At 69.6% G+C, this 25,575-nt stretch carries 18 protein-coding genes; 5 read left to right on the top strand and 13 right to left on the bottom strand.

Annotation, left to right across the window (positions count from 1 at the left end; genetic code table 11):
* Window positions 1–44: 44 nt before the first annotated feature.
* The 10 genes from mobB to ACUTAG_RS30905 form a co-directional block, all read right to left on the bottom strand.
* Window positions 45–542: a molybdopterin-guanine dinucleotide biosynthesis protein B gene (mobB, locus tag ACUTAG_RS30860; RefSeq protein ID WP_148318853.1), complete on the bottom strand. Its 498-nt coding sequence runs from the start codon at window positions 540–542 to the stop codon at window positions 45–47.
* Window positions 539–1,198, bottom strand: coding sequence for a carbonic anhydrase (locus tag ACUTAG_RS30865; RefSeq protein WP_148318851.1), 660 nt, complete (start codon window positions 1,196–1,198; stop codon window positions 539–541). The genes mobB and ACUTAG_RS30865 overlap by 4 nt, the downstream gene beginning before the upstream one ends.
* A gap of 3 nt (window positions 1,199–1,201) precedes the next feature.
* Complete coding sequence (moaA, locus tag ACUTAG_RS30870) at window positions 1,202–2,197, bottom strand: GTP 3',8-cyclase MoaA (RefSeq protein WP_148319045.1); 996 nt, start codon at window positions 2,195–2,197, stop codon at window positions 1,202–1,204.
* Between the two features lie 47 nt (window positions 2,198–2,244).
* Entirely contained in the window at window positions 2,245–3,015 is a 771-nt protein-coding gene (locus tag ACUTAG_RS30875) for a peptidylprolyl isomerase (protein WP_047990872.1), read from the bottom strand.
* 17 nt (window positions 3,016–3,032) lie between these two features.
* Entirely contained in the window at window positions 3,033–3,716 is a 684-nt protein-coding gene (gene narI, locus ACUTAG_RS30880) for a respiratory nitrate reductase subunit gamma (RefSeq protein WP_054444764.1), read from the bottom strand.
* A gap of 17 nt (window positions 3,717–3,733) precedes the next feature.
* Complete coding sequence (gene narJ, locus ACUTAG_RS30885; RefSeq protein ID WP_148318849.1) at window positions 3,734–4,381, bottom strand: nitrate reductase molybdenum cofactor assembly chaperone; 648 nt, start codon at window positions 4,379–4,381, stop codon at window positions 3,734–3,736.
* Between the two features lie 14 nt (window positions 4,382–4,395).
* Window positions 4,396–5,958, bottom strand: a complete 1,563-nt coding sequence (gene narH, locus ACUTAG_RS30890) for a nitrate reductase subunit beta (RefSeq protein ID WP_148318847.1) — start codon at window positions 5,956–5,958, stop codon at window positions 4,396–4,398.
* Window positions 5,955–9,710: a nitrate reductase subunit alpha gene (locus ACUTAG_RS30895; protein WP_148318845.1), complete on the bottom strand. Its 3,756-nt coding sequence runs from the start codon at window positions 9,708–9,710 to the stop codon at window positions 5,955–5,957. Before ACUTAG_RS30895 ends, narH begins: the two co-directional genes overlap by 4 nt.
* Window positions 9,711–9,859: 149 nt before the next feature.
* The gene (locus tag ACUTAG_RS30900) at window positions 9,860–11,245 is read right to left on the bottom strand and encodes a NarK family nitrate/nitrite MFS transporter (protein WP_148318843.1); all 1,386 of its coding nucleotides are present in this window, start codon (window positions 11,243–11,245) and stop codon (window positions 9,860–9,862) included.
* A 19-nt stretch (window positions 11,246–11,264) separates the two neighbouring features.
* Window positions 11,265–12,524, bottom strand: coding sequence for an MFS transporter (locus ACUTAG_RS30905; RefSeq protein WP_047990877.1), 1,260 nt, complete (start codon window positions 12,522–12,524; stop codon window positions 11,265–11,267).
* Window positions 12,525–12,764: 240 nt separating this feature from the next.
* Here ACUTAG_RS30905 and ACUTAG_RS30910 point away from each other — a divergent pair, with 240 nt between their 5' ends.
* On the top strand, window positions 12,765–14,015 hold the full coding sequence (locus tag ACUTAG_RS30910; protein WP_148318841.1) for an NnrS family protein: 1,251 nt from the start codon (window positions 12,765–12,767) through the stop codon (window positions 14,013–14,015).
* 19 nt (window positions 14,016–14,034) lie between these two features.
* On the opposite strand, the gene ACUTAG_RS30915 is transcribed toward ACUTAG_RS30910, so the two are convergent.
* Both ACUTAG_RS30915 and ACUTAG_RS30920 read right to left on the bottom strand, forming a co-directional pair.
* Window positions 14,035–14,889 (bottom strand): hypothetical protein, encoded by an 855-nt coding sequence (locus ACUTAG_RS30915; RefSeq protein ID WP_045953163.1) that lies wholly within the window; start codon window positions 14,887–14,889, stop codon window positions 14,035–14,037.
* A gap of 61 nt (window positions 14,890–14,950) precedes the next feature.
* Window positions 14,951–16,132, bottom strand: coding sequence for an FAD-dependent oxidoreductase (locus ACUTAG_RS30920; RefSeq protein WP_148318839.1), 1,182 nt, complete (start codon window positions 16,130–16,132; stop codon window positions 14,951–14,953).
* 126 nt (window positions 16,133–16,258) lie between these two features.
* On the opposite strand from ACUTAG_RS30920, the gene ACUTAG_RS30925 reads away from it, so the two are divergent.
* The 4 genes from ACUTAG_RS30925 (at window position 16,259) to ACUTAG_RS30940 (ending at window position 24,605) form a co-directional block, all read left to right on the top strand.
* Window positions 16,259–17,203: a LysR family transcriptional regulator gene (locus ACUTAG_RS30925; protein ID WP_148318837.1), complete on the top strand. Its 945-nt coding sequence runs from the start codon at window positions 16,259–16,261 to the stop codon at window positions 17,201–17,203.
* A 90-nt stretch (window positions 17,204–17,293) separates the two neighbouring features.
* Entirely contained in the window at window positions 17,294–18,466 is a 1,173-nt protein-coding gene (locus ACUTAG_RS30930) for an efflux RND transporter periplasmic adaptor subunit (RefSeq protein ID WP_148318835.1), read from the top strand.
* A complete protein-coding gene (locus ACUTAG_RS30935; protein ID WP_148318833.1) occupies window positions 18,463–21,540 on the top strand; it encodes a multidrug efflux RND transporter permease subunit in 3,078 nt (1,025 codons plus the stop codon). Before ACUTAG_RS30930 ends, ACUTAG_RS30935 begins: the two co-directional genes overlap by 4 nt.
* Window positions 21,537–24,605: an efflux RND transporter permease subunit gene (locus ACUTAG_RS30940; protein ID WP_148318831.1), complete on the top strand. Its 3,069-nt coding sequence runs from the start codon at window positions 21,537–21,539 to the stop codon at window positions 24,603–24,605. The genes ACUTAG_RS30935 and ACUTAG_RS30940 overlap by 4 nt, the downstream gene beginning before the upstream one ends.
* A 30-nt stretch (window positions 24,606–24,635) precedes the next feature.
* On the opposite strand, the gene ACUTAG_RS30945 is transcribed toward ACUTAG_RS30940, so the two are convergent.
* Complete coding sequence (locus ACUTAG_RS30945; RefSeq protein WP_006384239.1) at window positions 24,636–25,562, bottom strand: LysR family transcriptional regulator; 927 nt, start codon at window positions 25,560–25,562, stop codon at window positions 24,636–24,638.
* Window positions 25,563–25,575: the final 13 nt, after the last annotated feature.

Genomic DNA, 25,575 nt, shown 5'->3' on the forward strand with positions numbered 1-25,575 from the left:
GGCGCACGCCGCGCGGCTGGCAGACTCCAGTGTAGTCGTTCCGCTCAACCCTGCCGCACCGCCCGGACGATGAAATCGGCCACCGCGGCCGGGTCGTCCAGGGGCAGGCAAGGCAGGTCCGTGGTCAGCGCGGCGTCGGTCACGATCGCCAGGAAGCCGGCGTCCTCGGCATGCAGCGGCGGCTTGCCCAGCGCCGGGCGGTAGACCTCGATGCGGGGAATGGCGGCCTGCTTGAAGCCCTCCACCAGCACCAGGTCGGCCGGCGCCAGGCGGGCCACCTGCTCGGCCAGCGACGGCTCGGGCGCGCCGCGCAGCTCGTGCACGATGGCATAGCGGAACGGCGACGCCACCATCACCTCCTGCGCGCCGGCCTGGCGAAAGCGCGCGCTGTCCTTGCCGGGCGGCTCCATTTCGAAATCGTGGTGGCTGTGCTTGATGACGCTGACCTTCAGGCCGCGCGCGCCCAGCAGCGGCAGCATGGCCTCGATCAGGGTGGTCTTGCCGCTGCCTGAGCGGCCGGCGATGCCGAAAACGGGGGTCATGCGGGCTCCGTGAACAAGGGACAGACGATGGGCAGGAACGCGTCCGCCCGGGCCGAGTATGCCAGCAAAGCGCCCGCCACCAGGTCGAAGTACCAGCCGTGCAGGGTCAGGTCGCCGGCCTGCAGGCGCCGTTGCACGCACGGCAGCGCCTCCAGGTTGCGCAGCGAGATCAGGATGGAGGCCTGCTCGCAGGCGCGCCGGTGCTCCGCCAGCGATGCCGCCGGCATGTCGCTCAACACGCGCTGGCGCGCCGGCTCGGCGATATCCATCCAGCGATTCAGGTAGTCCGGTTCGCCGTCGGCGCGCGCCGGCCGCTCCATCAGCGCGCGGATGCCGCCGCACTGGGCATGGCCCAGCACGATGATGCGGCTGACCTTCAACTGCTCGACCGCGAACTGGATCGCGGCCAGCACGCCGTGGTGACCCTGGTCGCGGTCGGGCGGCGGCACCAGGTTGGCGACGTTGCGCACGGTGAAGATGTCGCCCGGATCGCAGCCCAGCAGCATGGCCGGATCGACCCGCGAATCGCAGCAGCCCACCAGCAGCGTGCTGGGGTGCTGGCCGTCGCGCAGGTTGCGGTACAGCGACGGCGCCTCTTCGTAGTATTGATGCTGGAAGCGCTGGAAGCCGTCCACCAGCCGTTCGATGTCGCGCATGGTTCAGCCTCCGGTCTGCGACATGAAACGCACGATGCGCTCGGGCCGGGTGGTGAATTCGTGGCGTTCCGGCTTGGCGGCGATGCCGGCGCGGATCGCCCGTTCCAGGTCGGTGTCGCTGGCGCCCTCGCGCAGCAGCCGCCCCAGCGGCACCTGGTCTTCCTGGCCCAGGCACAGGTAGAGGGTGCCGTCCACGCCCAGCCGCACGCGGTTGCAGGCGGCGCAGAAATGGCGCGACATGGGCGTGATGACGCCCAGCACCGGCGCGCCGCCGCCGCTGCTCCAGTAGCGCGCCGGGCCCGCGCCCTGCCCCGCCAGCGCCGGCACCAGGCCGGCGTCGGCCGCCAGCCGCGCGCCCAGCGCGCCGAGGTCGGCATGGGCATAGCGGCGGCCGCAATCGCCCACCGGCATCGGCTCGATCAGGCGCAGGATGAAGCCTTGCGCCAGCGCGTAGTCCAGCAGCCGGCGCACGTCGGCCTCGGGCGTGGCGGCATGCACCACGCTGTTGAGCTTGATCGGCGCGAAACCGGCCTCGCGCGCGGCCCGCAGCCCGGCCAGCACGGCATCCAGGCAATCGCGGCCGGTGATGCGGTCGAACGCGGCCGCGTCCAGCGTGTCCAGGCTGATGTTGAGACGGTCGACGCCGGCCGCGCGCAACGCGGCGGCATGGCGCGCCAGCTGGGTGCCGTTGGTCGACAGCGACAGGTCGTCCACCCCTGGCAGCGCGGCCATCGCCGCCGCCAGGTCGGCCACGCCGCGGCGCAGCAGCGGTTCGCCGCCCGTCAGCCGCACGCGTCGCACGCCCAGGCCGGCGAACAGGCCCGCCAGTCGCGCCATCTCGTCGTGGCGCAGCCAGTTGGACGGTTCCTCGAAGCCCTTGAAGCCCTTGGGCATGCAATAGCCGCAGCGCAGGTCGCAGCGGTCGGTGACCGAGACCCGCAGGTAGTCGATACGGCGGCCGAAGCCGTCGATCAGCCCCCGCGGCGCGGCGGACGCCATGGCGGCGACCGTGGCCGCCGGGGCCACCGCCAGGGCGGGCGCGGCTGTCATGACGGGCTCCCGAACACCCGGTCATCCTCGGCCGCGCCCAGGTCGATGCCGCGCACGTCGGCGCGCTCCACCAGCAGCCGGGCATACTGGCGCCAGGCGGTGTCGCGGCTGGCGGCGGCCAGGGCCGAGGCGATCGATTCGCGCACCTGCTCGAACGGCAGCAGGCGCCCTTCGATGCGCCGCGTCACGCGCACGATGTGCAGCCCGTGTCGGGTCTCCAGCACCTGCGGCAGCAAGCCGCCTGCCGGCAAGGCGAACACCGCCTTCTCGAATTCGGGCACGGTGTCGCCGCGCCCCAGCTGCCCCAGGTTGCCGCCCACCGCCGCCGACGGGCAGTTGGACTGCCGCCGCGCCACCTCGGCAAAGCCGGAGGGGTCGGCCAGCAGGTCCGCCAGCACCGCGCTGGCGTGGGCCCGCAGCATGTCCAGGTTGACCCCGGGGGTGACCTGGAACAGGATGTGGTCGGCCTCGATCAGCTCGCCCACGATGAAGCGCTGCGGATTGGCCTGGTAGTAGCGGCGGCAGGCCGCCTCGTCGGCCTCGGGCGCCTGGGCCTGGCGGGCCAGCAAGGCGCCGATGGCGTCGTCTTCGGACAAGGGCTCCGATTCCGACCCCAGCCCCAGCCGCGCCGCCTCGTCCAGCAGCACCCGCCGCAGCACCAGCGCCGTGGTGGCGGCGCGCATCGGGTTGGGCGCGTCCGCATGCAGCGGCAGTTCTTGTTCCATGTCGGCGTCGGTCAGTTCGACGCCATTGATGGTCACAGGCATGTCGGCCTCCTTGCCGCTCAGCGCGGGCGCACCAGTTGCCAGGCGCGGCCCAGGTAACCCACCGACGCGAAGCCGCTCCACACGTGCACCAGGCGCGTGAACGGGAAGATCACGAACAGGGTCAGGCCCATGAACAGGTGCGCCTTGAACAGCGGCGGCACGTCGGCCACGAAGCTGGCGGCGTCGCCACGGAAGGTCACGATGTGCTGCGCCCAGTTCATCAGGCGCACCATCATCTCGCCATCCATGTGGCCGGCCGACAGCGCGATGGTCGACAGGCCCAGCAGCAGCGTCACCAGGATCCACAGCAGCAACAGCTTGTCGCCGGGCCGGGTGGTCTTGCGGATGCGCGGGTCGCTCAGGCGGCGGTGGATCAGGATCAAGAGGCCGATCAGGCACAGCCCGCCCATGACGCCGCCGGCCACCATGGCGACGGTCTGCTTGAGCGTGTGCGACACGCCCAGCGTGTCCCACACCGCCACCGGGGTCAACAGGCCCGCCAGGTGGCCGAAGAACAGCCCCAGGATGCCGACGTGGAACAGGATGTTGCCCAGCCGCAGCTGGCCGCGATGCAGCAGCTGCGAGCTGTCGGTCTTCCAGGTGTACTGCTCGCGCTCGAAGCGCGCCAGGCTGCCCAGCAGGAACACCGTCAGGGCAATGTAGGGGTAGATGCCGAAGAAGAACTGGTTCAGGGAATTCATGATGCGTGTCCTGGAAATTAGCGGGTGACCGGCGCGCGGGGATAGAAGCGCACGGCCTGCGCGCCGTCGCCCGAGAACGGGCGCAGCAGCGGCTCGACGCCGTCGGCGCCGGCGCCGAAGGTCTCCATGGCCTCGTCCATGTCGCGCACCGGCGGCGCGGTCTGTTTGCGCGGCGTGACCCGCGACAGCCCGCGCAGCACGACGAAGACGCTGGCGTACGGGCTCTCGTTGCGCGCCAGGCGCGAGCCGATGGCGGCCAGCACGTGGATGGCGTCGTCCAGCAGGTCCCGCGCCACGGCCGGGTCGATCACGCCCAGGAACTCCAGGAACAGCGGCACGTGGTCCGGCAGTTCCGACACCACCGGCTCGAAGCCGTGCTGGCGGTAGGTCTCGAGCAGGTCGACCATGGCCTGGCCACGGTCGCGGCTTTCGCCATGCACGTGCTCGAACAGGTGCAGCGAATGGGCGCGGTTGCGGTCGAAGGTGGCGACGTAGGCTTCCTGCAGCGCGATCAGGTCCTGGCTGGCCAGGTGGCCAATCAGCGGTTGCAGGGTTTCCTCGGCCTCGGGATGGGCGGCCAGGGCGGCCTCGACCTCGGTCAGGGCGTCGAGCAGCTCCTGTTCGGGGTAGCAGAGCAGCGCGGAAAGCAGTCGATAAAGGCTCATAATGTTCTCCGGTCTCAGGCCGCGGCCTTCTTGCGCGACTTCGGCATGTCGATGAAGATCTCGCTGCCCTGCGGCTTGCGGCCGAACAGCGTGCCTTCCGAGACGCCGCCCGAGCAGCCGTTGCCGAAGGTGAAGCCGCAGCTGCCCTTCTCGTTGAAGCTGTCCTCGACGATTTCCTTGTGGCTGCTGGGCACCACGAAGCGGTCCTCGTAGTTGGCGATGGCCATGATGCGGTACATGTCCTGCACGGTTTCTTCCGACAGGCCGACCTGTTCCAGCAGGGCCGTATCGCGTTCGCCGTGCACGGTCTCGGCGCGCTTGTAGGCGCGCATCGCCAGCATCCGCTCCAGCGCCTGCAGCACCGGGGCTTCCTTGCCCGCGGTCAGCAGGTTGGCCAGGTAGCGCACCGGGATGCGCAGGCTGGCCACGTCCGGGATCATGGCGCTGGTGCCGAGCGTGCGCTGCGGCATCTTGCCGGCCTCGGCCGCGGTCTGGATCGGCGACAGCGGCGGGATGTACCAGACCATCGGCAGCGTGCGGTATTCCGGATGCAGCGGGAAGGCGACGCGCCATTGCACCGCCATCTTGTAGACCGGCGACTGGCGCGCGGCTTCCAGCCAGGATTCCGGGATGCCCTGCTCGCGCGCCGCGGCGATCACCTCGGGCGAATGCGGGTCCAGAAACAAGTCCAGCTGCGATTCGTACAGGTCCTGCTCGTTGCCGACGGCGGCGGCGCGCTCGATCTGGTCGGCGTCGTACAGCATCACGCCCAGGTAGCGGATGCGGCCCACGCAGGTTTCCGAGCACACGGTCGGCTGGCCGGCCTCGATGCGCGGATAGCAGAAGGTGCACTTCTCGGCCTTGCCGCTGTGCCAGTTGTAGTAGATCTTCTTGTACGGGCAACCCGAGATGCACATGCGCCAGCCGCGGCACTTGTCCTGGTCGACCAGCACGATGCCGTCATCCTCGCGCTTGTAGATCGAGCCCGACGGGCAGCTGGCGACACAGGCCGGGTTCAGGCAGTGTTCGCACAGGCGCGGCAGGTACATCATGAAGGTGTTCTCGAAGGTCGAGTACATCTCCTTCTGCACGCCCTCGAACAGGGCGTCGCGGCTGCGCGCGGCGAATTCGCCGCCCAGGTCGTCTTCCCAGTTGGGGCCCCATTCGATCTTGTCCATCTTCTTGCCGGTCAGCACCGACACCGGGCGCGCGGTGGGCGGCGTCTGCGACAGCGGCGCGTTCTTCAGGTGCTCGTAGTCGAAGGTGAACGGCTCGTAGTAGTCGTCGATCTGCGGCAGGTTGGGGTTGGCGAACAGGTTGGCCAGGATGCGCAGCTTGCCGCCCTGGCGCGGTTCCAGCTTGCCGGCCGCCGTGCGGCGCCAGCCGCCCTGCCACTTCTCCTGGTTCTCCCATTCCTTGGGATAGCCGATGCCGGGCTTGGTCTCGACGTTGTTGAACCAGGCGTACTCGACGCCGTCGCGGCTGGTCCAGACGTTCTTGCAGGTGACCGAGCAAGTGTGGCAGCCGATGCACTTGTCCAGATTCAGCACCATGCCGATTTGGGCGCGTATCCTCATGATTGCTTCTCTTCCTGTTGCGTTTGGACGGCGGGATCTTCGACCAGCGGGCCTTCCAGCCAGTCCACTTTCTTCATCTTGCGCAGCACCACGAATTCGTCGCGGTTGGCGCCCACGGTGCCGTAGTAGTTGAAGCCGTAGGCCTGCTGGGCGTAGCCGCCGATCATGTGGGTCGGCTTGAGCACGGTGCGCGTCACCGAGTTGTGGATGCCGCCGCGCTTGCCGCTGGTCTCCGCGCCCGGCACGTTCACGATCTTTTCCTGGGCGTGGTACATCAGGCACATGCCGACCGGCACGCGCTGGCTCACCACCACCCGCGCGGTCAGCGTGCCGTTGACGTTGAACACCTCGACCCAGTCGTTGTCGACCAGCCCGGCCTGCTTGGCCTCGGCCTCGGAGATCCACACGTGGGGACCGCCGCGGCTCAGGGTCAGCATGCGCAGGTTGTCGGAATAGGTGCTGTGGATGCCCCACTTCTGGTGCGGCGTCAGCCAGTTCAGCACCAGTTCCTTTTCGCCGTTGGGATAGCGGCCCAGCATCGGCGCCACGGTCTTGGTGTCGATGGCCGGCTTGTAGACGCACGAACCCTCGCCGAAATCCAGCATCCAGCGGTGGTCCTGGTAGAACTGCTGGCGGCCGGTCAGGGTGCGCCATGGGATCAGCTCGTGCACGTTGGTGTAGCCGGCGTTGTAGCTGACCTCTTCGCTTTCCAGGCCCGACCAGGTCGGCGCCGAGATGATCTTGCGCGGCTGCGCCTGGATGTCGCGGAAGCGGATCTTGTCGTGCTCGCGGCCCACCGCCAGGTGGGTGTGGTCGCGGCCGGTGATCTTGCCCAGCGCTTCCCAGGCCTTGACCGACACGTGGCCATTGGTCTCGGGCGCGAAGGTCAGGATCATTTCGGCGGCGTCGATGGCGCTGTCCAGCCGCGGCCGGCCCTGGCTCACGCCGGGTTCTTCGACGCGCTCGTTGATGCCGGCCAGCTCGCCGACTTCGTGCTCGGTGTTCCAGTTGATGCCCTTGCCGCCGTTGCCCAGCTTGTCCAGCAGCGGACCGACCGAGGTGAACTTGCGGTAGATGTCGTTGTAGTCGCGCTCGACCACGGTCATGTTGGGCGCGGTCTTGCCCGGCACCAGGTCGCATTCGCCCAGCTTCCAGTCCTTGGGCTCGAAGGCCTGCCCCAGTTCCCCCGGGGTGTCGTGCATCAGCGGCGTCAGCACCAGGTCGCGGCGCTTGCCCAGGTAGGGGCCGCCGATGTCGCTGAACTTCCTGGCCAGCAGCTTGTAGATCTCCCAGTCGGTCTTGCTTTCCCAGAGCGGTTGCACGGCTTCGCTCAAGGGATGGATGAAGGGGTGCATGTCGGACGTATTGAGGTCGTCCTTCTCGTACCAGGTGGCCGTCGGCAGCACGATGTCACCGTACAGGCAGGTGGTGCTCATGCGGAAGTCCAGCACCGTCAACAGGTCGAGCTTGCCCTCGGCCGCGTCTTCCTGGTAGTTGACTTCGACCGGCTTGATGGCGTCGGCCTCGTCGCCAAACACCGCGTTCTGCGTGCCCAGCAGGTACTTCAGGAAGTACTCGTGGCCCTTGCCGCTGGAGCCCAGGATATTCGAGCGCCACACGAACATGTTGCGCGGGAAGTTGGCGGGATCGTCCGGGTCTTCGCACGACATGCGCAGCTCGCCGGACTTGAGCTGCTCGACGGCGTGCGCCACCGGGTCCTTGCCGGCGGCTTCGGCCTGCGCGGTCAGGTCCAGCGGATTGGTGCGCAGCTGCGGCGCCGACGGCAGCCAGCCCATGCGCTCGGCGCGGGCGTTCAGGTCGATCATGCTGAGATCGCCATAGCGGCCGCGGTCGGCGGTCGGGCCCAGCACCTCTTGTACGTTGAGCTTTTCATGGCGCCACTGGCTGGTATGGGCGTAGAAGAACGAGGTGCCGTTCATCTGGCGCGGCGGACGCACCCAGTCGGAGGCGAACGCCAGCGGCGCCCAGCCGAACTGCGGCCGCAGCTTTTCCTGGCCCACGTAGTGGGCCCAGCCGCCGCCGCTCTTGCCGACGCAGCCGCACATCATCAGCATGTTGATGATGCCGCGGTAGATCATGTCCATGTGATACCAGTGGTTCAGGCCGGCGCCGACGATGACCATCGACTTGCCTTCGGTATCGTGGGCGTTCTGGGCGAACTCGCGCGCCACCTGGATCACCTGCGCGCGCGGCACGCCGGTGTGTTTTTCCTGCCAGGCCGGGGTATAGGGCACGTCGTCGTCATAGGACGTGGCCACGTTGCCACCGCCCAGGCCGCGATCCAGGCCGTAGTTGGCCATCTGCAGGTCGTACACCGTGGCCGCCAGGGCCTCGCTGCCGTCGGCCAGGCGGATGCGGCGCACCGGCACGTTGCGCACCAGCACTTCATCGTGCTCGGCGCCGAAGTACGGGAAGCCCACGCCGACCACGGCGTCGGCGCCATCGACCAGGCTCAGACGCGGCTCGATCGCGCGGCCGCTGCCGCCGTCACGGGCTTCCAGGTTCCAGCGGCCGACCTTCTCGCCGCCGTTGACCGCGCCCTCGCCCCAGCGAAAGCCGATGCTGCCGTTGGGCGCCACCAGGTCGCCGCTGGTTTCGTCGAACACCAGCGTCTTCCAGTCGGGATTGTTCTGCTCGCCCAGCGCGCCGTCCAGCTGCGAGGCGCGCAGGAAGTGGTCGGGCGCGTAAAAGCCGTCGCGCTCCTTGAGCAGCACCAGCATCGGCATGTCGGTGTAGCGCCGCACGTAGTCGCGGAAATAGGCCGAGGCGCCCGACAGGTGGAATTCCTTGAGGATGACGTGGCCCATGGCCATCGCCAGCGCGGCGTCGGTGCCCTGCTTGGGCGCCAGCCAGATGTCGCCGAACTTGACCATTTCGCCGAAGTCGCTGGACACGGCCACCGTCTTGGTGCCCTTGTAGCGGACCTCGGTGTAGAAGTGGGCGTCCGGGGTGCGGGTCTGGGGCACGTTCGAGCCCCACACCATCAGGTAGGTCGAGTTGTACCAGTCGGCCGATTCCGGCACGTCGGTCTGTTCGCCCCAGATCTGCGGGCTGGCCGGCGGCAGGTCGCAGTACCAGTCGTAGAAGCTCAGGCAGGCGCCGCCCAGCAGGCTCAGGTAGCGGGCGCCGGCGGCGTAGCTGACCATCGACATGGCGGGAATCGGCGAAAAGCCGATGAGGCGGTCGGGGCCGAACTTCTTGATGGTGTAGGCGTTGGCGGCGGCGATCATCTCGGTCGCCGTGTCCCAGTCCGTGCGCACGAAGCCGCCCAGGCCGCGCACAGACTTGTAGCGCCTGGCGCGCGCCGGATCCTGGCTGATCCATTCCCAGGCCGCGATCGGGTCCATGGTCTTGCGCGCCTCGCGCCACATTTCCATCAGGCGGCCGCGCATCATCGGGTACTTCACGCGCTGCGCCGAATAGACGTACCAGCTGTAGGACGCGCCACGCGGACAGCCGCGCGGCTCGTGGTTGGGCAGGTCCGGGCGGGTGCGCGGGTAGTCGGTCTGCTGGGTTTCCCAGGTGATCAGGCCGTTCTTGACGTACACCTTCCACGAGCACGAGCCGGTGCAGTTGACCCCGTGGGTCGAGCGCACCACCTTGTCGTGCTGCCAGCGGGCGCGATAGGCGTTTTCCCACTTGCGGTCTTCGTTGACCACTTCGCCGTGACCGTCCGCGTAGGTGGATTTCACCCGCGACATGAACTTCAACCGGTCCAGAAAATGACTCATTGCGTTTCTCCAAGAGCGCCGGCCCGGCCGGCGCGTACTGCAATCTGTGCTGTCAAAATCACTTTAGTGGTCGCCCGCCCCGCCGACCATTCGCCGGTGGCACAGGGCGGGCGCGGCAGAGTGACTAGTCACCCCGGCCAACCCTGCCGTCAGCAGGGCACGGGCGCGTTGCGGCGCGCGTAGTACCACCAGGTGATCAGCACGCAGGTGGCGTAGAAGCCGATGAAGCAATACAGGGCCGCCTGGGCGCTGCCGGTCAGCTCCAGCGAGGTGCCGAAGCTGCGCGGGATGAAAAAGCCGCCATAGGCGCCGATCGCGCCGGAAAAGCCCAGCACCGCGGCCGATTCGCGCGCCGCGTCGGTCAGGGCCTGCTTCTGCGCGGCCTCGCCCTTGCCGTGCGCGGCCTGGGTGCGCTCGCGCAGGAAGATCACCGGAATCATGCGGAAGGTCGAGCCGTTGCCCACGCCGGTCAGCGCGAACAGCACGATGAACATGGCCAGGAAGCCGTTGAAGTCGCCGCCCTGCCCGTTCAGCGGCAGGAACATCACCACGCCCAGCACCGCGGCGATCATGCCGATGAAGGTGAACAGCGTGACGCGCGCCCCGCCCAGCTTGTCCGAGACCCAGCCGCCCACCGGCCGCGTCAGCGAGCCGACCAGCGGCCCCAGGAAGGCGTAGGTGGTCGGATCGACCTGCGGGAACAGCGTCTTGGTCAGCATGGCGAAGCCGGCCGAAAAGCCGATGAACGAGCCGAAGGTGCCGACATACAGCCAGCACATCAGCCAGTTGTGCTTGCGCTTGAAGATCACCGCCTGGTCGGCGAACGAGGCGCGCGCATCGGCGATGTCGTTCATGCCGAACCATGCCGCGAGCGAGGCCAGCGCGATGGGAATGACCCAGATGAAGCCCGCGTTCTGCAGCCACAGGCTGCGCTGCGCGCCGCCGGCGGTAATCGTCTGCGGCTCGCCGCCGAGGGCGCCGAACACGCCCATCGAGATCACCACCGGCACCACGAACTGCACCAGCGACACGCCCAGGTTGCCGATACCGGCATTAAGGCCGGTGGCCAGGCCTTTCTTGTCCTTGGGAAAGAAGAAGCTGATGTTGGCCATGCTGGAGCTGAAGTTGCCGCCGCCCAGGCCGCACAGCAGCGCCAGGATCAGCAGCGTCGGGAACGAGGTGGTCGGGTCGCGCAACGCAAAGCCCATGCCCAGCGCCGGGATCAGCAGCGAGGCGGTCGAGATCGCGGTCCACTTGCGGCCGCCGAACACCGGCACCAGGAACGAATAGAAGATGCGCAGCGTGGCGCCCGACAGGGCCGGCAGCGCGGTCAGCCAGAACATCTGGTTCTTGGACAGCATGAAGCCGGCGCGGTCGAGGTTGACCACCACCACGCTCCACAGCATCCAGATGCTGAACGCCAGCATCAGCGCGGGAATGGAAATCCACAGGTTGCGGTTGGCGATGCGGGCGCCGGTCTGTTTCCAGAAGCCGGGGTTTTCCGGCTCCCAGCGCGCCAGGACATGGGAAGTCATAGGTGTTCTCCGGTTGGGGTCAGGCGGCTTGGCGCCGCGCGGTGGCGGCGCTTTCGGGCCGGAAACTGAAATGCATGAAGATGAGCGAGACGCAGACCGTGCCGTACAGCAGCATGAAGGCGCTGGAACGCACGCCGGTCAGGTCCAGCAGCACGCCGAACAGGATCGGCAGGATGAAGCCGCCCAGGCCGCCGGCCAGGCCGACGATGCCCGAGACCGCGCCGATGTTCTGGCCGAATTCATCCGAGATGAACTTGAAGACCGAGGCCTTGCCAATCGCCATGGCGATGCCGACGATGAACAGCAGGATGGTGAAGCTGACCGGCCCCAGGGCGATGTCGAACTGGCGCGGGCCGCCGGTGGTCAGGACGGTGAAGTGCGTCTGCGGATAGCTGAGGATGAAGAACGCCACCCAGCACACCCACATCACCCACCAGGTGGTCTTGTAGGCGCCGTAGCGGTCCGAGATCCAGCCGCCCATGGCGCGCAGCACGCCGCCCGGCAGCGAGAAGCACGCGGCCAGCAGCGCCGCCAGCTTCATGTCGAAGCCGTATTCGCCGATGTAGTACTTGGTCATCCAGAGCGCCAGGGCCACGTAGCCGCCGAACACCACCGAGTAGTACTGGCAGTAGCGCCACACGCGCGGGTCCTTCAGCATCGCGAATTGCGCCTTCAGGCTGGCGCCGCCGGCCACCCGGTGCGACGGATCCGAGGCCGAGAACAGCCAGAACAGGATCGCCGTCACCAGGAGCGCCACCGCGTACACCTGCGGCACGATCACCCAGGCGCCGCCAGCGGCGGCGATCAGCGCCGGCGCCACGAACTTGGTGATGGCCGAGCCCGAATTGCCGGCGCCGAACACGCCCATGGCCAGGCCCTGCTTGTTGCGCGGGAACCAGCGCGCCACGTAGGGCGTGCCGACCGAGAACGAGCCGCCGGTCAGGCCCACGAACAGCGCCAGCACCAGGAATTGCCAGTACTCGGTGGCGTAGGACAGCAGCCAGATCGGCACCACCGCCAGCAGCATCAGCACGAAGAACACCGGCCGGCCGCCGTAGCGGTCGGTCCAGATGCCCAGCGGCACGCGCACCAGGGAGCCGGTCAGCACCGGCATGGCGGCCAGCAGGCCGAACTCGGTCTCGGACAGGCCGAGCTGCGTCTTGATGGGAATGCCCAGCACCGCGAAGATCATCCATACCGCGAAGCAGATGGTGAAGGCGAAGGTGCTGGATACCAGGACCCGCATGGGCGCGCTGGCCGAGGGGTGGGTTGATGCCATGGTGGTTCTCGCTTTTTTGCACACGGAATACGACAGCCCCAAGCCTAGGCATCCGCGCCTGCCGCCACCATTCGCCGGCCGACCATATCGGCGCCGCCGATGTGACTAGTCACCCCGGAAAAGCCGCCGCGTTTGCGCGGGATCAAATCCACGCGATGGGCCGAAAGCCTTCTTGGGCATTAATATGTATTTCAAATACACATTCAAAATCACCCCGCCGGCTACTGGTCAAAGGTCATCATGTCCACCCTGCTCACCCTGGAAGAACCCGCCGCCGACGGCGCCCCGCGGCCGAATTGGCGCGCCTTCACCGAAATGGGCTTTCGCCCGCTGTACCTGGCTGGCTGCGCCTGGGCGTTGCTGTCGGTGCTGCTATGGGTGTTCGCGCCGGCCCGACTGACGGGCGTGCTGACCGCCATGCCGTGGCACGCCCACGAGATGCTGTGGGGCTTCGTGGCCACCATCGCGGTCGGCTTCCTGCTGACGGCCGGCGCCAACTGGACCGGCCGCAATCCGCTGCGCGGCGCTCCCCTGGCGGCGCTGTGTGTGGTCTGGCTGGTGGCGCGCGGCGCCTACCTGGCGCCCGGCATGACGGCCTTCACCGTCGCCGCCGTGGCCGACCTGCTGTTCTTCCTGTCGGCCGCCATTGCCCTGGCGCGCGCCGTCTGGATCACGCGCAATCGCCGCAACTACGGCGTGCCATTGCTGCTGCTGGCGCTGGCCGCGGCCCACGCGCTGTATCTGCGCGCCGCGCTGGCGGGCGATTACCTGGCGCTGATGCGCTACTTCAACACCGGCCTTTTGGTGATGGCGGTGCTGACGCTGCTGATCGCGCGCCGCGTGCTGCCGTTCTTCGCCAAGCGCGCCGTCGCCGGCCTGGAGATTCCGCCCCACACCCGCAGCGGCCATTGGCAGCTGGGCGCCGGCGTGCTGGCCATCGCCTGCCTGCTGGCCGGCACGCCTCGCGCCGCGGCGTTGCTGCTCGCGGTGACCGGCGTCCTGGCGCTGGTGCAGTGGCTGGCCTGGAAGCCGTGGGCCGCGCGCCGCGTGCCTCTGCTGTGGATCCTGTACGTGGGTTATCTGGGCCTGGGCCTCGGCCTGCTGGTGGGCGCGGCGCAACTGGCCGGCTACGTGGCGCGGCCCGCCTGGCCGGCGCACGTCATCGGCATAGCCGGGTTCTCGGTGCTGATCATCGGCATGGCCACGCGCACCGCCATGGGCCACCTGGGCCGGCCGCTGCGCGCCGACCGCAGCATGGTGTTGAGCTATGCGCTGGTGATCCTGGCGGCGCTGCTGCGCCTGGCCGCCCTGCTGCCCACCAACGCCACGCTGGGCCTGCAGCATGCCTCGGCCGACGCCTGGGCGCTGGGATTCGGCTTGTACCTGTGGCGCTTCTTCCCGTGGATGATCCGGCCGCGCGCGGACGCCGTGGCCAAGCCCGCCGCGCCGCTGATGAAGATCGTGCCCGCCGGACCGCGCCGGGCGCCCTGAAATACGGGCGGCCCCGGCCTCAGCCGCGCGCCTCGCGCCGGCGGGTCGCTTCCAGCTGCTTCTTCATGGCCTTGAGCCAGGCCTTGAGCTGCTGCATGTCGACGAACTGCGACAGCTCGAACTCCAGTTCGCCGATGTAGTCCTGGACGTCGGCGATTTCGGCATCCAGGTCTTCCATCAGGTCGGCCGGGTCGATCGGCTGTTCCGGGTCGAAGCGGTATTCGGCCTTGAAATCGCGCTCGAACGCGGCCAGCTCGCGGTTCAAGGCGGCCAGTCGTTCCTGCAGCACCGGGATGGCCAGCGCCAGCTTGTCTTCGGCGACGCCGTCCAACCCGTCCGGCCCCAGGGCCAGCAAGGCCTCGGCCTGCGCCAGCGCGTCAGGCGCGAACGTCACGGCGGTGGCCGGTTCGTCTGCCGGCGCCTGCGCCGAGGCAGCCCTGTCCGCCGCCTCGGCCTCGCGTTCCTCGGCCACTTCGGCGTCGATGTCGGAATCGCTGTGCTTGCGGTAGACCGCCTTCAGGCGCTCCACGTCGCATTCGGCCGGCGTGCCGTCCAGCAGGATCGAGAACAGCGTCTCCTGCCCGAGCTGGGCCGCGATCTCGGACACCAGCTGGCGTTCCGCCTTGGTCAGCTCCTTCTGCTTGGCGGCATGGTCGAAGCAGAACACCAACTTGGCCTTGAGCTCGATCTCGGTGACCTCCAGCGGCGCCAGCACCTCGGCATGCTTGTCCTGGTACTGGCGCGCCACGGTTTGCCACAACTGCAACGCGGCGCGGTCGGTGCGCAGCGCGTCGATCAGCGCGGCGCAGGTCTGGCGGGGCGACGATGAGCCCGGCGCCGGCGGTCGGGACGCGGCGGACGTGTTCTCTTGCATGGATGAAACCCTATCGAGCGGCCCGGCGCGAAGCGCGCCGGAACCTGGTCGGAAAACCACATTATCCCCGTTCGCCGCCCCCGCCGCATGCCAATCCCTGCCCCCAGGCGCTCGCCATCGCCCGCAGCGCCGCCCCGGCATCGACGGCCTTGATCTGCTGGTCGCGCAGGCGGCAGGCCTGCGGATCCCGCTCGAACAGGCCGCGCGCGTACACGCGGGCCTGCTCGGTCAGGGCCGCCGTCTTGGGCTGGCGCAGCGCGGTGAAGGCGCTCAGGGCCGCGTCCAGGTCGCGCGGCGCGCCCGCCAGGCAACGCGCCAGGTGCCAGGCGTCCTCCAGCGCCTGGCAGGCGCCCTGGCCCGAGGTCGGCAGCGGCGCGTGCGCGGCGTCCCCCACCAGCAGCACATTGGCGCGGTGCCAGGCCGCCGGGGTATCCAGGTCGTGCACGGCGATCAGGCGCACCGCGTCGGCGGGCGTGGCCTGGATGAGACGCGCGATCGGGTCGGCCCAGCCGGCGAACCGGTCCGCGACCTCCGCGCGCGGGTCGGGTCCCTGGACCGCGGCGGCCAGCGGCCGGGCCTCGGCCCCCGCCCAATAGACCAGGTCGTGCCGCACCGCGACGCAGCCGAAACGCTCGCCGACGCCCCAATAGTCCTGGATGGCCATGTCCTCGGCCAGGCCGGGGCCGGAGGCGATGCCGATCCAGTTCACGAAGCCCTGGTAGACCGGCGTGTTGTCGCCGACGACGAACCGCCGCGCCACCGAATCCATGCGGCCGTCCGCGCCGACGAGCAGGTCCGCGCGCGCCACGGCGCCGTTCTCGAACCTGGCGGCGGCGCGGCCGTCGGCGTCGGGTTCGATCACCACGGCGCGATGGCCGTACTCGACCGGGATGCCGGCCCGCGCCGCGTGCGCCAGCAACACGGCCAGCAGGTCGCGGCGCAGGATCGTGTGGGTCGGATATCCCATCAATCGGTCGAGCGCGGAGATGTCGAGGCTGCCCAGGGCATGGCCCGCGTTGTCGTAGCGGCGCATCGCCCGCGGCCGCCCCCCCGCTGCCGCGACGTCCGGCAGCAGGCCGAGCGCGTCCAGCACGAAGGCGGCGTTGGGCCATAACGTCACGCCGGCGCCCATGGTGGCCGGCGCGGCCCCGCGTTCGTAGACCCGCGGCCGATGGCCGGTCCGATGCAATGCCAGCGCCACGCTCAGGCCGGCGATGCCGCCGCCCAGTATTCCGATATCCATGCTGATTCCTTCCATCAAACCCCGCGCCGGTCCCACGCCGGAACCGGGAACCGCATCGTAGACTCCACCGGATCCGATAACTAGTATGGAAAAATGGGTTTGTTTCATATCTGAACCGGGATAATCATGGGCCAAGCGCTGGATCTGAACAGCGTGCGCGTCTACGCCGCCGTCGTGGATGAACAGAGCTTCGCCGGCGCCGCGCGGCGCCTGGCGATGCCGTCGTCGAACGTCAGCCGCCATGTCGCCGGACTGGAACGGCGGCTGGGCGTGCGCTTGCTGGAGCGCAGCACCCGCCATTTGCGCATGACCGAGGCCGGCCAGTTGCTGTACCAGCGGGCCAAGCCGCTGCTGGACACGCTTGCCGCCACCGAAGAAGAACTGGGCGCGGTCCGGCGGGAGCTGCGCGGGCCGCTGACGCTGTGCATGCCAGGTGAAGCGCCGCGGCTGCTGGCGCCGATCCTGGCGGAATTCTGCGACCGCCATCCAGGCATCGAGCTGGCCTGCGACACCCGCCTCGACGGCATCGACGCGCTGCGCGAGGACGTCGATCTGTCGATCGTCTTCCACCGGGGCCGCCAGGACGACAGCAGCCTCATCACGCGCGAACTGGCCACGCTGCCCAGCATCGTGGTCGCCGCGCCGGCGCTGCTGGCGCGTGTCGGCGTGCCGCGCCAGGCGCGCCAGCTCAAGGCCCTGCCCTGCATCACCACCCTGAGCGCATTGAAGGGCATGCCCTGGCAATTCGAGGATGCCGCCGGCGAGATCGTCAAGGTGCCGGTGCGCAGCCGCTACCGCGTCAACAGCGGCGAACTGGCGCTGATGGGCGCGCGCCAGGGCATCGGTTTCGCGATCCTGGCGGCCTGCTCGTGCCAGGAGGACCTGGCCAGCGGGCGACTGCGCGAGGTGCCGCTGGACCTGCGCCCCGCGCCCCTGCAATTGCTGGGGGTCTACAGCCATCGGCATTCCGTCAGCGCGCGCGCCCGGGCATTGCTCGAACTGATCCAGGCGCGCCTGGCCGAAATGGGCCTGGGAACGCCGCCCGGAACCGCGTCGGAAGAAGCCGCATAAAACCTGACTACAAGCTGATTCCAAAACGCTAATAATTATTATTCAGATAGAATCCGCACTGTCCCCAACTTATCCCCTGGCAGTACCGAGATGCCCCTGCCTTTCTCCGCTGGCCCCGCCATCGTGCGCCGGCGTCTGGCGCTCGCCGGCCTTGTGGCCGTCGCCATGCTGGCCGCCTGGGCCGGGTGGGCCGTATGGCGCTACGTCCTGCCAGGCCCCGCCCCCGCCGCCATTCCCAGCTACGCCCAACAGCCGGTGGCGGTCAGCGTTGCCGCCGCGCGCAGCGGCCCCTTGCCGCGCGACCTGCATGCGCTGGGCACCATCACGCCGTTGGCCCGCGTGGTGCTGCGCAGCCAGGTCGATGGCCAGCTGCAACGCCTGCACTACACCGAGGGCCAGGCCGTGCGGCGCGGGCAATTGCTGGCCGAGATCGATCCACGCCCCTACCAGGCCGCGCTGGCGGCGGCCGAAGGCGAACTGGCGCGCGTCGAGGCGCTGCTCGGCAACGCCGAGATCGACCTGCGCCGCTACCGGCAACTGGCGCGCCAGGAAGCGGTGGCGGGCCAGCAGCTGGACACCGCCGAGGCCCAGGCGCGCAGCTACGCGGCCCAGCGCCAGCGGCTGGCGGCGGCCGTGGCCGACGCCCGGCGGCTGCTGGCGCTGACGCGCATCGTCGCGCCGCACGACGGCCGCATCGGCCTGCGCCGCGTGGACGCCGGCAATCACGTGCGCGCCGGCGACGCCGACGGCCTGACCACGCTGGTGCAGACGCGGCCGATCTCGGCGCTGTTCACGCTTGCCGAAACCCGCCTGGACCTGCTGCGCCAGGCGCAGGCCGGCGACGGCGCCCTGCAGGTGCAGGCCTGGGACGCCGACGAACGCCGCCTGCTCGCGCTCGGCACGCTGCAGGCGCTGGACAACCAGATCCACGCCGCCAGCGGCACGGTCAAGCTGCGCGCCCTGTTCGAGAATGCCGACGAGGCGCTGTTCCCGAACCAGTTCGTCAATATCCGCCTGGCGCTGGCGCGCCAGGAAGACGTGCTGTCGATCCCCACTGCGGCGGTGCAGTACGGCGCCGACGGCGCCTTCGTCTTCGTCATCGGCGACGACCAACGCGCCACTCGGCGCGAACTGACGCTGGGCCGCGCCAACGCCGGCCGCGTCGAAGTCCGCTCGGGCCTGGCCGTGGCCGAACGCGTGGTGGTCGAGGGCGTGGACCGACTGCACGACGGCCGCGACGTGCTGATCGTGGAAACCCAATGAGCCTGTCACGTCCCTTCATCCTGCGGCCGGTCGCCACCTCGTTCCTGATGCTGGCACTGCTGCTGTCGGGCATCCTTGCCTGGCGCATGCTGCCGGTGGCGGCGCTGCCGCAGGTCGACTACCCCATCATCCAGGTCACCACGCCCTATCCGGGCGCCAGCCCCGATGTCACCGCGCGCGCCGTGACCGCGCCGCTGGAGCGCCGCTTCGGCCAGATCCCGGGGCTCAAGCAGATGTCGTCCTCCAGCGGCAGCGGCATCTCGGTGATCACGCTGCAGTTCTCGCTCGACGTCTCGCTGGGGGTGGCCGAGCAGGAGGTGCAGGCCGCCATCAGCGCCAGCGGCTCGCTGCTGCCGTCCGACCTGCCGACGCCGCCGGTGTACCGCAAGGTCAACCCGGCCGACGTGCCGATCCTGACGCTGGCCGTCACCTCGGATTCGTTGCCGCTGCCGCAGGTCTACGACCTGGTCGACACCCGCATGACACAGCGCCTGGCGCAGTTGTCGGGCGTGGGCATGGTAAGCCTGGCCGGCGGCCAGCGCCCCGCGGTGCGGGTGCAGGCCAACCCCATGGCGCTGGCGGCGCGCGGACTGCAACTGTCCGACCTGCAGGAGGCCATCGCCAAGGCCAACTCCAACCAGCCCAAGGGCAGCTTCGACGGCCCGGTGCGCTCGGTCATCATGGACGCCAACGACCAGTTGCGGAGCGCGCAGGAATACCGCGACCTGATCGTGGCCTGGCGCAATGGCGCGCCGGTGCGGCTGGGCGAGGTCGCCACGGTGGAGGACGGCGCCGAGGACCGCTACCTGGCCGCCTGGGTCGACCGCCAGCCGGCGGTGCTGGTGAACATCCAGCGCCAGCCCGGCGCCAACGTCATCGCCGTGGCCGACCAGGTCAAGGCGCTGCTGCCGCAGCTGACCGCCAGCCTGCCGGCGGCGGTGCAGGTGCGCGTGCTGACCGACCGCACCGAAAGCATCCGCGCTTCGGTGCGCGGCGTGCAGTGGGAACTGGCCTTCGCGGTCGGGCTGGTTGTGCTGGTGACCTTCCTGTTCCTGCGCAACCTGCCGGCCACGCTGATTCCCAGCCTGGCTGTGCCGCTGTCCCTGATCGGCACCTTCGGCGTGATGCACCTGGCGGGCTTTTCGACCAACAACCTGACGCTGATGGCGCTGACCATCGGCGCCGGCTTCGTGGTCGACGACGCCATCGTCATGCTGGAGAACATCGCCCGCTACCGCGAACAGGGCCACAGCCCGATGGCGGCCGCGCTCAAGGGCGCCGGGCAGATCGGCTTCACCCTGGTGTCGCTGACGCTGTCGCTGATCGCCGTGCTGATCCCGCTGCTGTTCATGGAAGACGTGGTCGGCCGGCTGTTCCGCGAATTCGCCATCACGCTGGCGGTGGCCATCCTGATCTCGCTGGCGGTGTCGCTGACGCTCACCCCCATGATGTGCGCGCGCCTGCTGCCGCCGCACGCCGAGCGCCCGCCCGGCCTGCTCGACCGCCTGCAGGCGCGCTACGCCGGCTGGCTCGACATGACCCTGCGCCACCAGCGCCTGACACTGCTGGCGATGCTGGCCACCGTCGCGCTGACCGCGCTGCTGTACCTGGCGGTGCCCAAGGGCTTCTTCCCGGTGCAGGACGGCGGCGTGCTGCAGGGCGTGACCCAGTCGGCGCAGAGCACCTCGTTCGAGGCCATGTCGCAACGCCAGCAGGCGCTGGCGCAAAGCCTGCTGCAAGACCCCGACGTCGCCAGCCTGTCGTCCTTCATCGGCATCGACGGCATGAACGCCACGTTGAACACCGGCCGTCTGCTGGTCAACCTCAAGCCCTGGAGCGAGCGCGGCGCGCCGCTGGCCGACATCATGGCGCGGCTCGATGCCCGCGCCCGCCAGGTGCGGGGCATCTCGCTGTACCTGCAACCGGTGCAGGAATTGAACATCGAAGACCGCGTCAGCCGCGGCCAGTACCAGTTCACCCTGACCTCGCCCGACGCCGCCCTGCTGGCGCGCTGGAGCCGCGCGCTGGCCCAGCGCCTGGGCGCCGCGCCGCAGTTGGCCGATATTTCGTCGGACCTGCAGGGCGGCGGCCGCCAGGCCTACCTGGAGGTTTCCCGCGACGCCGCCGCGCGGCTCGGGCTGACCATGGACGACGTGGCGCAGGCGCTTTACAACGCCTTCGGCCAGCGCCAGGTGGCCACCCTGTTCACGCAATCGAACCAGTACCGCGTGGTGCTGGAAGTGGACCCGCGCCTGGCCGCCAGCCCCGAGGCGCTGGAGCGCATCCACCTGAAAACCGCGGACGGCCAGCCGATTCCGCTGGCGGCGCTGGCCACGGTCAGCGAACGCGCCGTGCCGCTGGCGGTCAACCATCTGTCGCAGTTCCCGGCCGTCAATTTCTCGTTCAACCTGCCGCCGGGCGGCTCGCTGGGCGCGGCCATCGCCGCCATCGAGGCGGCGCGCCAGGGCATCGCCATGCCCGCGAGCGTCGAACTGCGCCTGCAGGGCGCGGCGGCGGCCTTCGAGGCGTCGTTGTCCAATACCCTGTGGTTGATGCTGGCGGCGGTGGTCACCATGTACCTGGTGCTGGGCATGCTTTATGAAAGCGCGATCCATCCCGTCACCATCCTGTCGACCCTGCCGTCGGCCACGGTGGGCGCGCTGCTGGCGCTGCTGCTCACCGGCCGGCCGCTGGACCTGATCGCCGTGATCGGCATCATCCTGCTGATCGGACTGGTCAAGAAGAACGGCATCATGATGGTCGACTTCGCGCTGGAAGCCGAACGCAGCCGCGGCCTGGCCCCGCGCGAGGCGATCCGCGAAGCCGCGCTGCTGCGGCTGCGGCCGATCCTGATGACCACGCTGGCGGCGCTGTTCGGCGCCCTGCCGCTGATGCTGGCCACCGGCTCGGGCGCAGAACTGCGCCAGCCGCTGGGCTGGGTGATGGTGGGCGGCCTGCTGGTCAGCCAGGTGCTGACGCTGTTCACCACGCCCGCCGTCTACCTGTTCTTCCACCGGCTGGGCGCGGGCCGCCGCAAGGCCCTGCCCGCGCCCGCGGACCGGCCGGCGCCATGATCCGCGCGCTGCTGCACCGGCCCATCGCCTGCATCTTCCTGGCGCTGGCCCTGACGCTGCTGGGCGCGGTGGCCTGGCGCCTGCTGCCGGTTGCGCCCCTGCCGCAGGTGGACTTCCCCACCATCGAGGTGCGCGCCGAACTGCCCGGCGCCAGCCCCGAGAGCATGGCCAGCACGGTGGCCGCGCCGCTGGAGCGCGCGCTGGGCGGCATCGCCGGCGTCAGCGCCATGAGCTCGTCCAGCAACCAGGGCGCCACCCGCGTGCTGCTGCAGTTCGCGCTGGACCGAGACATCAACGCGGCCGCGCGCGACGTGCAGGCCGCCATCAACGCCGCCCGCGCCGAGCTGCCGTCCGGCATGCCCGGCAACCCCACCTACCGCAAGGTCAACCCGTCGCAGGCGCCCATCATGGCGCTGGCGCTCAGCTCGCCGACGCGGCCGGCCGGCCGGCTCTACGACCTGGGCGCCACGGTGCTGGCGCAGAAACTGTCGCAGATCGTCGGCGTCGGCGAAGTGACGCTGGGCGGCAGCTCGCTGCCGGCGGTGCGGGTGCAGGTCAACCCGAACGCGCTGGCGCACTATGGCGTGGCGCTGGACGACCTGCGCCAGTCCATCGCCGACGCCGCCCCCATGGGACCGCAGGGCCAGCTGGACTCGGCCGGCCAGCGCTGGGAGGTCGGCACGCCCGGCCAGCCGCGCACGGCCGACGACTACAACGGCCTGATCGTGCGCCACCAGGATGGCGCCACCATCCGGCTGGCGCAGATCGCGCGCGTCAGCGACTCGGTCGAGAACCGCTACAGCAGCGGCTTTCACAACGACGACCCGGCGGTGGTGCTGACCATCAGCCGCCAGCCGGGCGCCAACATCATCGAGACCATCGCCGCCATCAACCAGGCCCTGCCCGGCCTGCGCGCGCTGATGCCGGCCGACGTCGACCTGACCGTGGTGCTGGACCGCTCGCCCGGCATCCACGCCACGCTGCGCGAGGCCCACGTCACGCTGGGGCTGGCGGTCGGGCTGGTGATCCTGGTGGTGTGGCTGTTCCTGGGCAGCGCCCGCGCCGCGGCCATTCCCAGCGTGGCGATCCCCGTGTGCCTGATCGCCACCTTCGCCGTCATGTACCTGTGGGGCTTCTCGCTCAACAACCTGTCGCTGATGGCGCTGATCGTGGCCGCGGGCCTGGTGGTGGACGACGCCATCGTGGTGCTGGAGAACATCTCGCGCCACCTGGAACGCGGCCTGGGGCCGCGCCAGGCGGCCCTGCGCGGCGTGCGCGAGGTCGGCTTCACGCTGGTGGCGATGACGCTGGCGCTGTCGGTGGTGTTCGTGTCGATCCTGTTCATGGGCGGGCTGGTGGAACGGCTGTTCCGCGAGTTCTCGATCACGCTGGTGGCGGCCATCCTGATTTCGCTGGTGGTGTCGGTCGCCATCATTCCCAGCCTGTGCGCGCGCTGGCTGCGGCCGCCAGCCGAGGCGCAAACGCGGCCCTCGCGGCTGCGCGCCGTGTTCGCCCGCGTCCACCAATGGTATGGCGCGTCGCTGGCGCGGGTGCTGGGCCACGCGCGCCTGACCCTGCTGCTGCTGGCCGCCGTGGTGGCGCTGAACGCCTATCTGTATGCGCAAGCGCCCAAGGGGTTTCTGCCGCAGCAGGACACCGGCCAGCTGATGGGGTTCGTGCGCGGCGACGACGGCTTCTCGTTCCAGGTGATGCAGCCCAAGATCGACGTCTACCGCCAGCTGGTGCTCAAGCACCCCGCGGTGCAGGACGTGATCGGCTACAACGGCGGCAGCCTGGGCATCAGCAATTCGCTGTTCCTGATCCGCCTGAAACCCGCTTCCGAGCGGCGCGAATCCTCGGCCCAGGTGATCGACTGGCTGCGCGCCAACGCCCCGCCGGTGCCGGGCGGCATGTTCTTCCTGAACGTCGACCAGGACCTGCGCATGCCGGGCGGCTTCGGCAATTCCCGCGACCACGAGCTGGCCATCATGGCCAGCGACGTGCCGGCGCTGCGGCAATGGTCACGCAGGATCTCGCGCGCGATGCAGGACATTCCCGAGCTGCGCGACGTCGATGCGGTGGGCGATGCCGCCACCCAGCAGGTGGTCATCAACATCGACCGCGCCGCCGCCCGGCGCCTGGGCGTGGACATGCGCACCATCGCCAGCGTGCTCGGCAATTCCTTCAGCCAGCGCCAGGTGGCGACGCTGTACGACCCCATGAACCAGTACCGCGTGGTGCTGGAGCTGGACCCGCGCTACACCGAGGACCCCGAGGTGCTGGAACGGGTGCAGGTGGTGGCGGCCGACGGCAACCGCGTGCCGCTGTCGGCGTTCTCCACCTACGAGCACGGCCTGGTCAACGACCGCGTCTTCCACGACGGGCTGTTCGCCGCCGTCGGCGTCGGCTTCTCGCTGGCCGAGGGCGTCTCGCTGCAGCAGGGCCTGGCCGCCATCGACGCCGCCATGGCGCGGCTGATGGTGCCCGCCCACATCCAGACGCGGCTGGGCGGCGACGCCCGCAGCTTCCAGCAAAGCCTGCAGGACCAGCCCTGGCTGATCCTGGGCGTGCTGGTGGCGATCTACCTGGTGCTGGGCATCCTGTACGAAAGCCCGCTGCATCCGCTGACCATCCTGTCGACCCTGCCCTCGGCCGGCGTCGGCGCGCTGCTGGCGCTGCGGTTGGCCGATATCGAGTTCAGCCTGATCGCCCTGCTCGGCCTGTTCCTGCTGGTGGGGGTGGTGATGAAGAACGCCATCCTGATGATCGACTTCGCCCTCGGCCTGGAGCGGCGCGAGGGCCTGACGCCGGAACAGGCCATCCACCGCGCCGCCATGCTGCGCCTGCGGCCCATCGTCATGACCAACCTGGCCGGCCTGCTGGGCGCGCTGCCGCTGGTGCTGGGCATGGGCGAAGGCTCGGAACTGCGCCGGCCGCTGGGCGTGACCATCGTCGGCGGATTGATGATCAGCCAGTTCCTGACCCTATACACCACGCCGATCGTGTATCTGGCGCTGGAGCGGCTGCGACTGAAGGTGGCGGGCTGGCGGGCGCGGCGCGCCTGATCCCCGCCCGTCCGCGCCGCGCCCGACGCCTCAGCCCGCGCCCCGTTCCACTTCCGGGGCGCGTGGCGCCACGGTCAGGCGTTCGGCCAACAGCGCCAGAAAGGCCCGCGCCAGCGGCGGCAGATTGGCGCCGCGCAAGGTCACGACCTGGATGCTGCGCTGGCGCATTTCGGGATTGCTGAACGGCACCGCCACCAGGCCGGCGCTGGCGAGCAGGCCGATCACTGTCAGGTAGCCCGTCAACGCCACGATCTGGCTGCCCGGCAGCATCGGCAGGAAGGCCGCCGAATGGTTCGAGACGTAGGCAGGCTCGATATGCACGCCGGCATTGGCGCAGGCCGCGTCGAACAGGTCGCGCACCGTGGTGCCGGGGTCGCCCAGCGACAGCGGCACCTGCGCCAGGTCGCGCACGCCGACGCTGCGGCGCGCGGCCAGCGGATGGCGCCGGCACATGATGGCGTAGACCGGCGCGCGGCATTGCAATTCGGTCTTGAGGCGCTCGTCGGGCGCCACCGTGTAGCGCAGCGCCAGCTGCGACAACCCTTCCAGCACCAGCCGGTTGACCTCCTCCGGCCGCTCCACCAGCAGGTGGAAGCGCGCCTCGGGGCGGATACGCTTGAAGTCGGCCATGCACTGCGGCAGGAAGCGATGGGCAAAGCCTTCAGTGCAGGCCAGCCGGATGGTCACGTCGCCCAGCGCGCTGCGCTGGCGGATGCCGGTGGTGACGCGCTCGGCCTCCAGCGCGGCGGCGTTGGCGTATGCCGCCAGCTGGCGGCCGGCCTCGCTCAATGCCATGCCGCGCGCCTGGCGCTCGAACAGCGCAATGCCCAGCTCGTCCTCCAGCTTGGCGATCTGGCGGCTCACGGCAGAGGCCGCCACGTGCTGCGCCGCGGCGGCGCCGGCGATGGAGCCGCAGCGCGCCACCTCCAGGAAATACCTCAGGCCCAGCGAAATCATGGCAAGCCTCCCC

The organism is Achromobacter sp. CSND-B12 (genome assembly GCF_052906545.1).

Bases quoted from the DNA above. Each gene is read 5' to 3' on its own strand.
- mobB (WP_148318853.1), bottom strand. From the start codon at position 542: ATGACCCCCGTTTTCGGCATCGCCGGCCGCTCAGGCAGCGGCAAGACC.
- ACUTAG_RS30910 (WP_148318841.1), top strand. From the start codon at position 12,765: ATGTCCACCCTGCTCACCCTGGAAGAACCCGCCGCCGACGGCGCCCCG.
- ACUTAG_RS30915 (WP_045953163.1), bottom strand. From the start codon at position 14,889: ATGCAAGAGAACACGTCCGCCGCGTCCCGACCGCCGGCGCCGGGCTCA.
- narJ (WP_148318849.1), bottom strand. From the start codon at position 4,381: ATGAGCCTTTATCGACTGCTTTCCGCGCTGCTCTGCTACCCCGAACAG.
- ACUTAG_RS30945 (WP_006384239.1), bottom strand. From the start codon at position 25,562: ATGATTTCGCTGGGCCTGAGGTATTTCCTGGAGGTGGCGCGCTGCGGC.
- ACUTAG_RS30930 (WP_148318835.1), top strand. From the start codon at position 17,294: ATGCCCCTGCCTTTCTCCGCTGGCCCCGCCATCGTGCGCCGGCGTCTG.
- narI (WP_054444764.1), bottom strand. From the start codon at position 3,716: ATGAATTCCCTGAACCAGTTCTTCTTCGGCATCTACCCCTACATTGCC.
- ACUTAG_RS30940 (WP_148318831.1), top strand. From the start codon at position 21,537: ATGATCCGCGCGCTGCTGCACCGGCCCATCGCCTGCATCTTCCTGGCG.
- ACUTAG_RS30895 (WP_148318845.1), bottom strand. From the start codon at position 9,710: ATGAGTCATTTTCTGGACCGGTTGAAGTTCATGTCGCGGGTGAAATCC.
- moaA (WP_148319045.1), bottom strand. From the start codon at position 2,197: ATGGCGTCCGCCGCGCCGCGGGGGCTGATCGACGGCTTCGGCCGCCGT.
- ACUTAG_RS30920 (WP_148318839.1), bottom strand. From the start codon at position 16,132: ATGGATATCGGAATACTGGGCGGCGGCATCGCCGGCCTGAGCGTGGCG.
- ACUTAG_RS30905 (WP_047990877.1), bottom strand. From the start codon at position 12,524: ATGGCATCAACCCACCCCTCGGCCAGCGCGCCCATGCGGGTCCTGGTA.
- narH (WP_148318847.1), bottom strand. From the start codon at position 5,958: ATGAGGATACGCGCCCAAATCGGCATGGTGCTGAATCTGGACAAGTGC.
- ACUTAG_RS30935 (WP_148318833.1), top strand. From the start codon at position 18,463: ATGAGCCTGTCACGTCCCTTCATCCTGCGGCCGGTCGCCACCTCGTTC.
- ACUTAG_RS30925 (WP_148318837.1), top strand. From the start codon at position 16,259: ATGGGCCAAGCGCTGGATCTGAACAGCGTGCGCGTCTACGCCGCCGTC.
- ACUTAG_RS30875 (WP_047990872.1), bottom strand. From the start codon at position 3,015: ATGCCTGTGACCATCAATGGCGTCGAACTGACCGACGCCGACATGGAA.
- ACUTAG_RS30900 (WP_148318843.1), bottom strand. From the start codon at position 11,245: ATGACTTCCCATGTCCTGGCGCGCTGGGAGCCGGAAAACCCCGGCTTC.
- ACUTAG_RS30865 (WP_148318851.1), bottom strand. From the start codon at position 1,198: ATGCGCGACATCGAACGGCTGGTGGACGGCTTCCAGCGCTTCCAGCAT.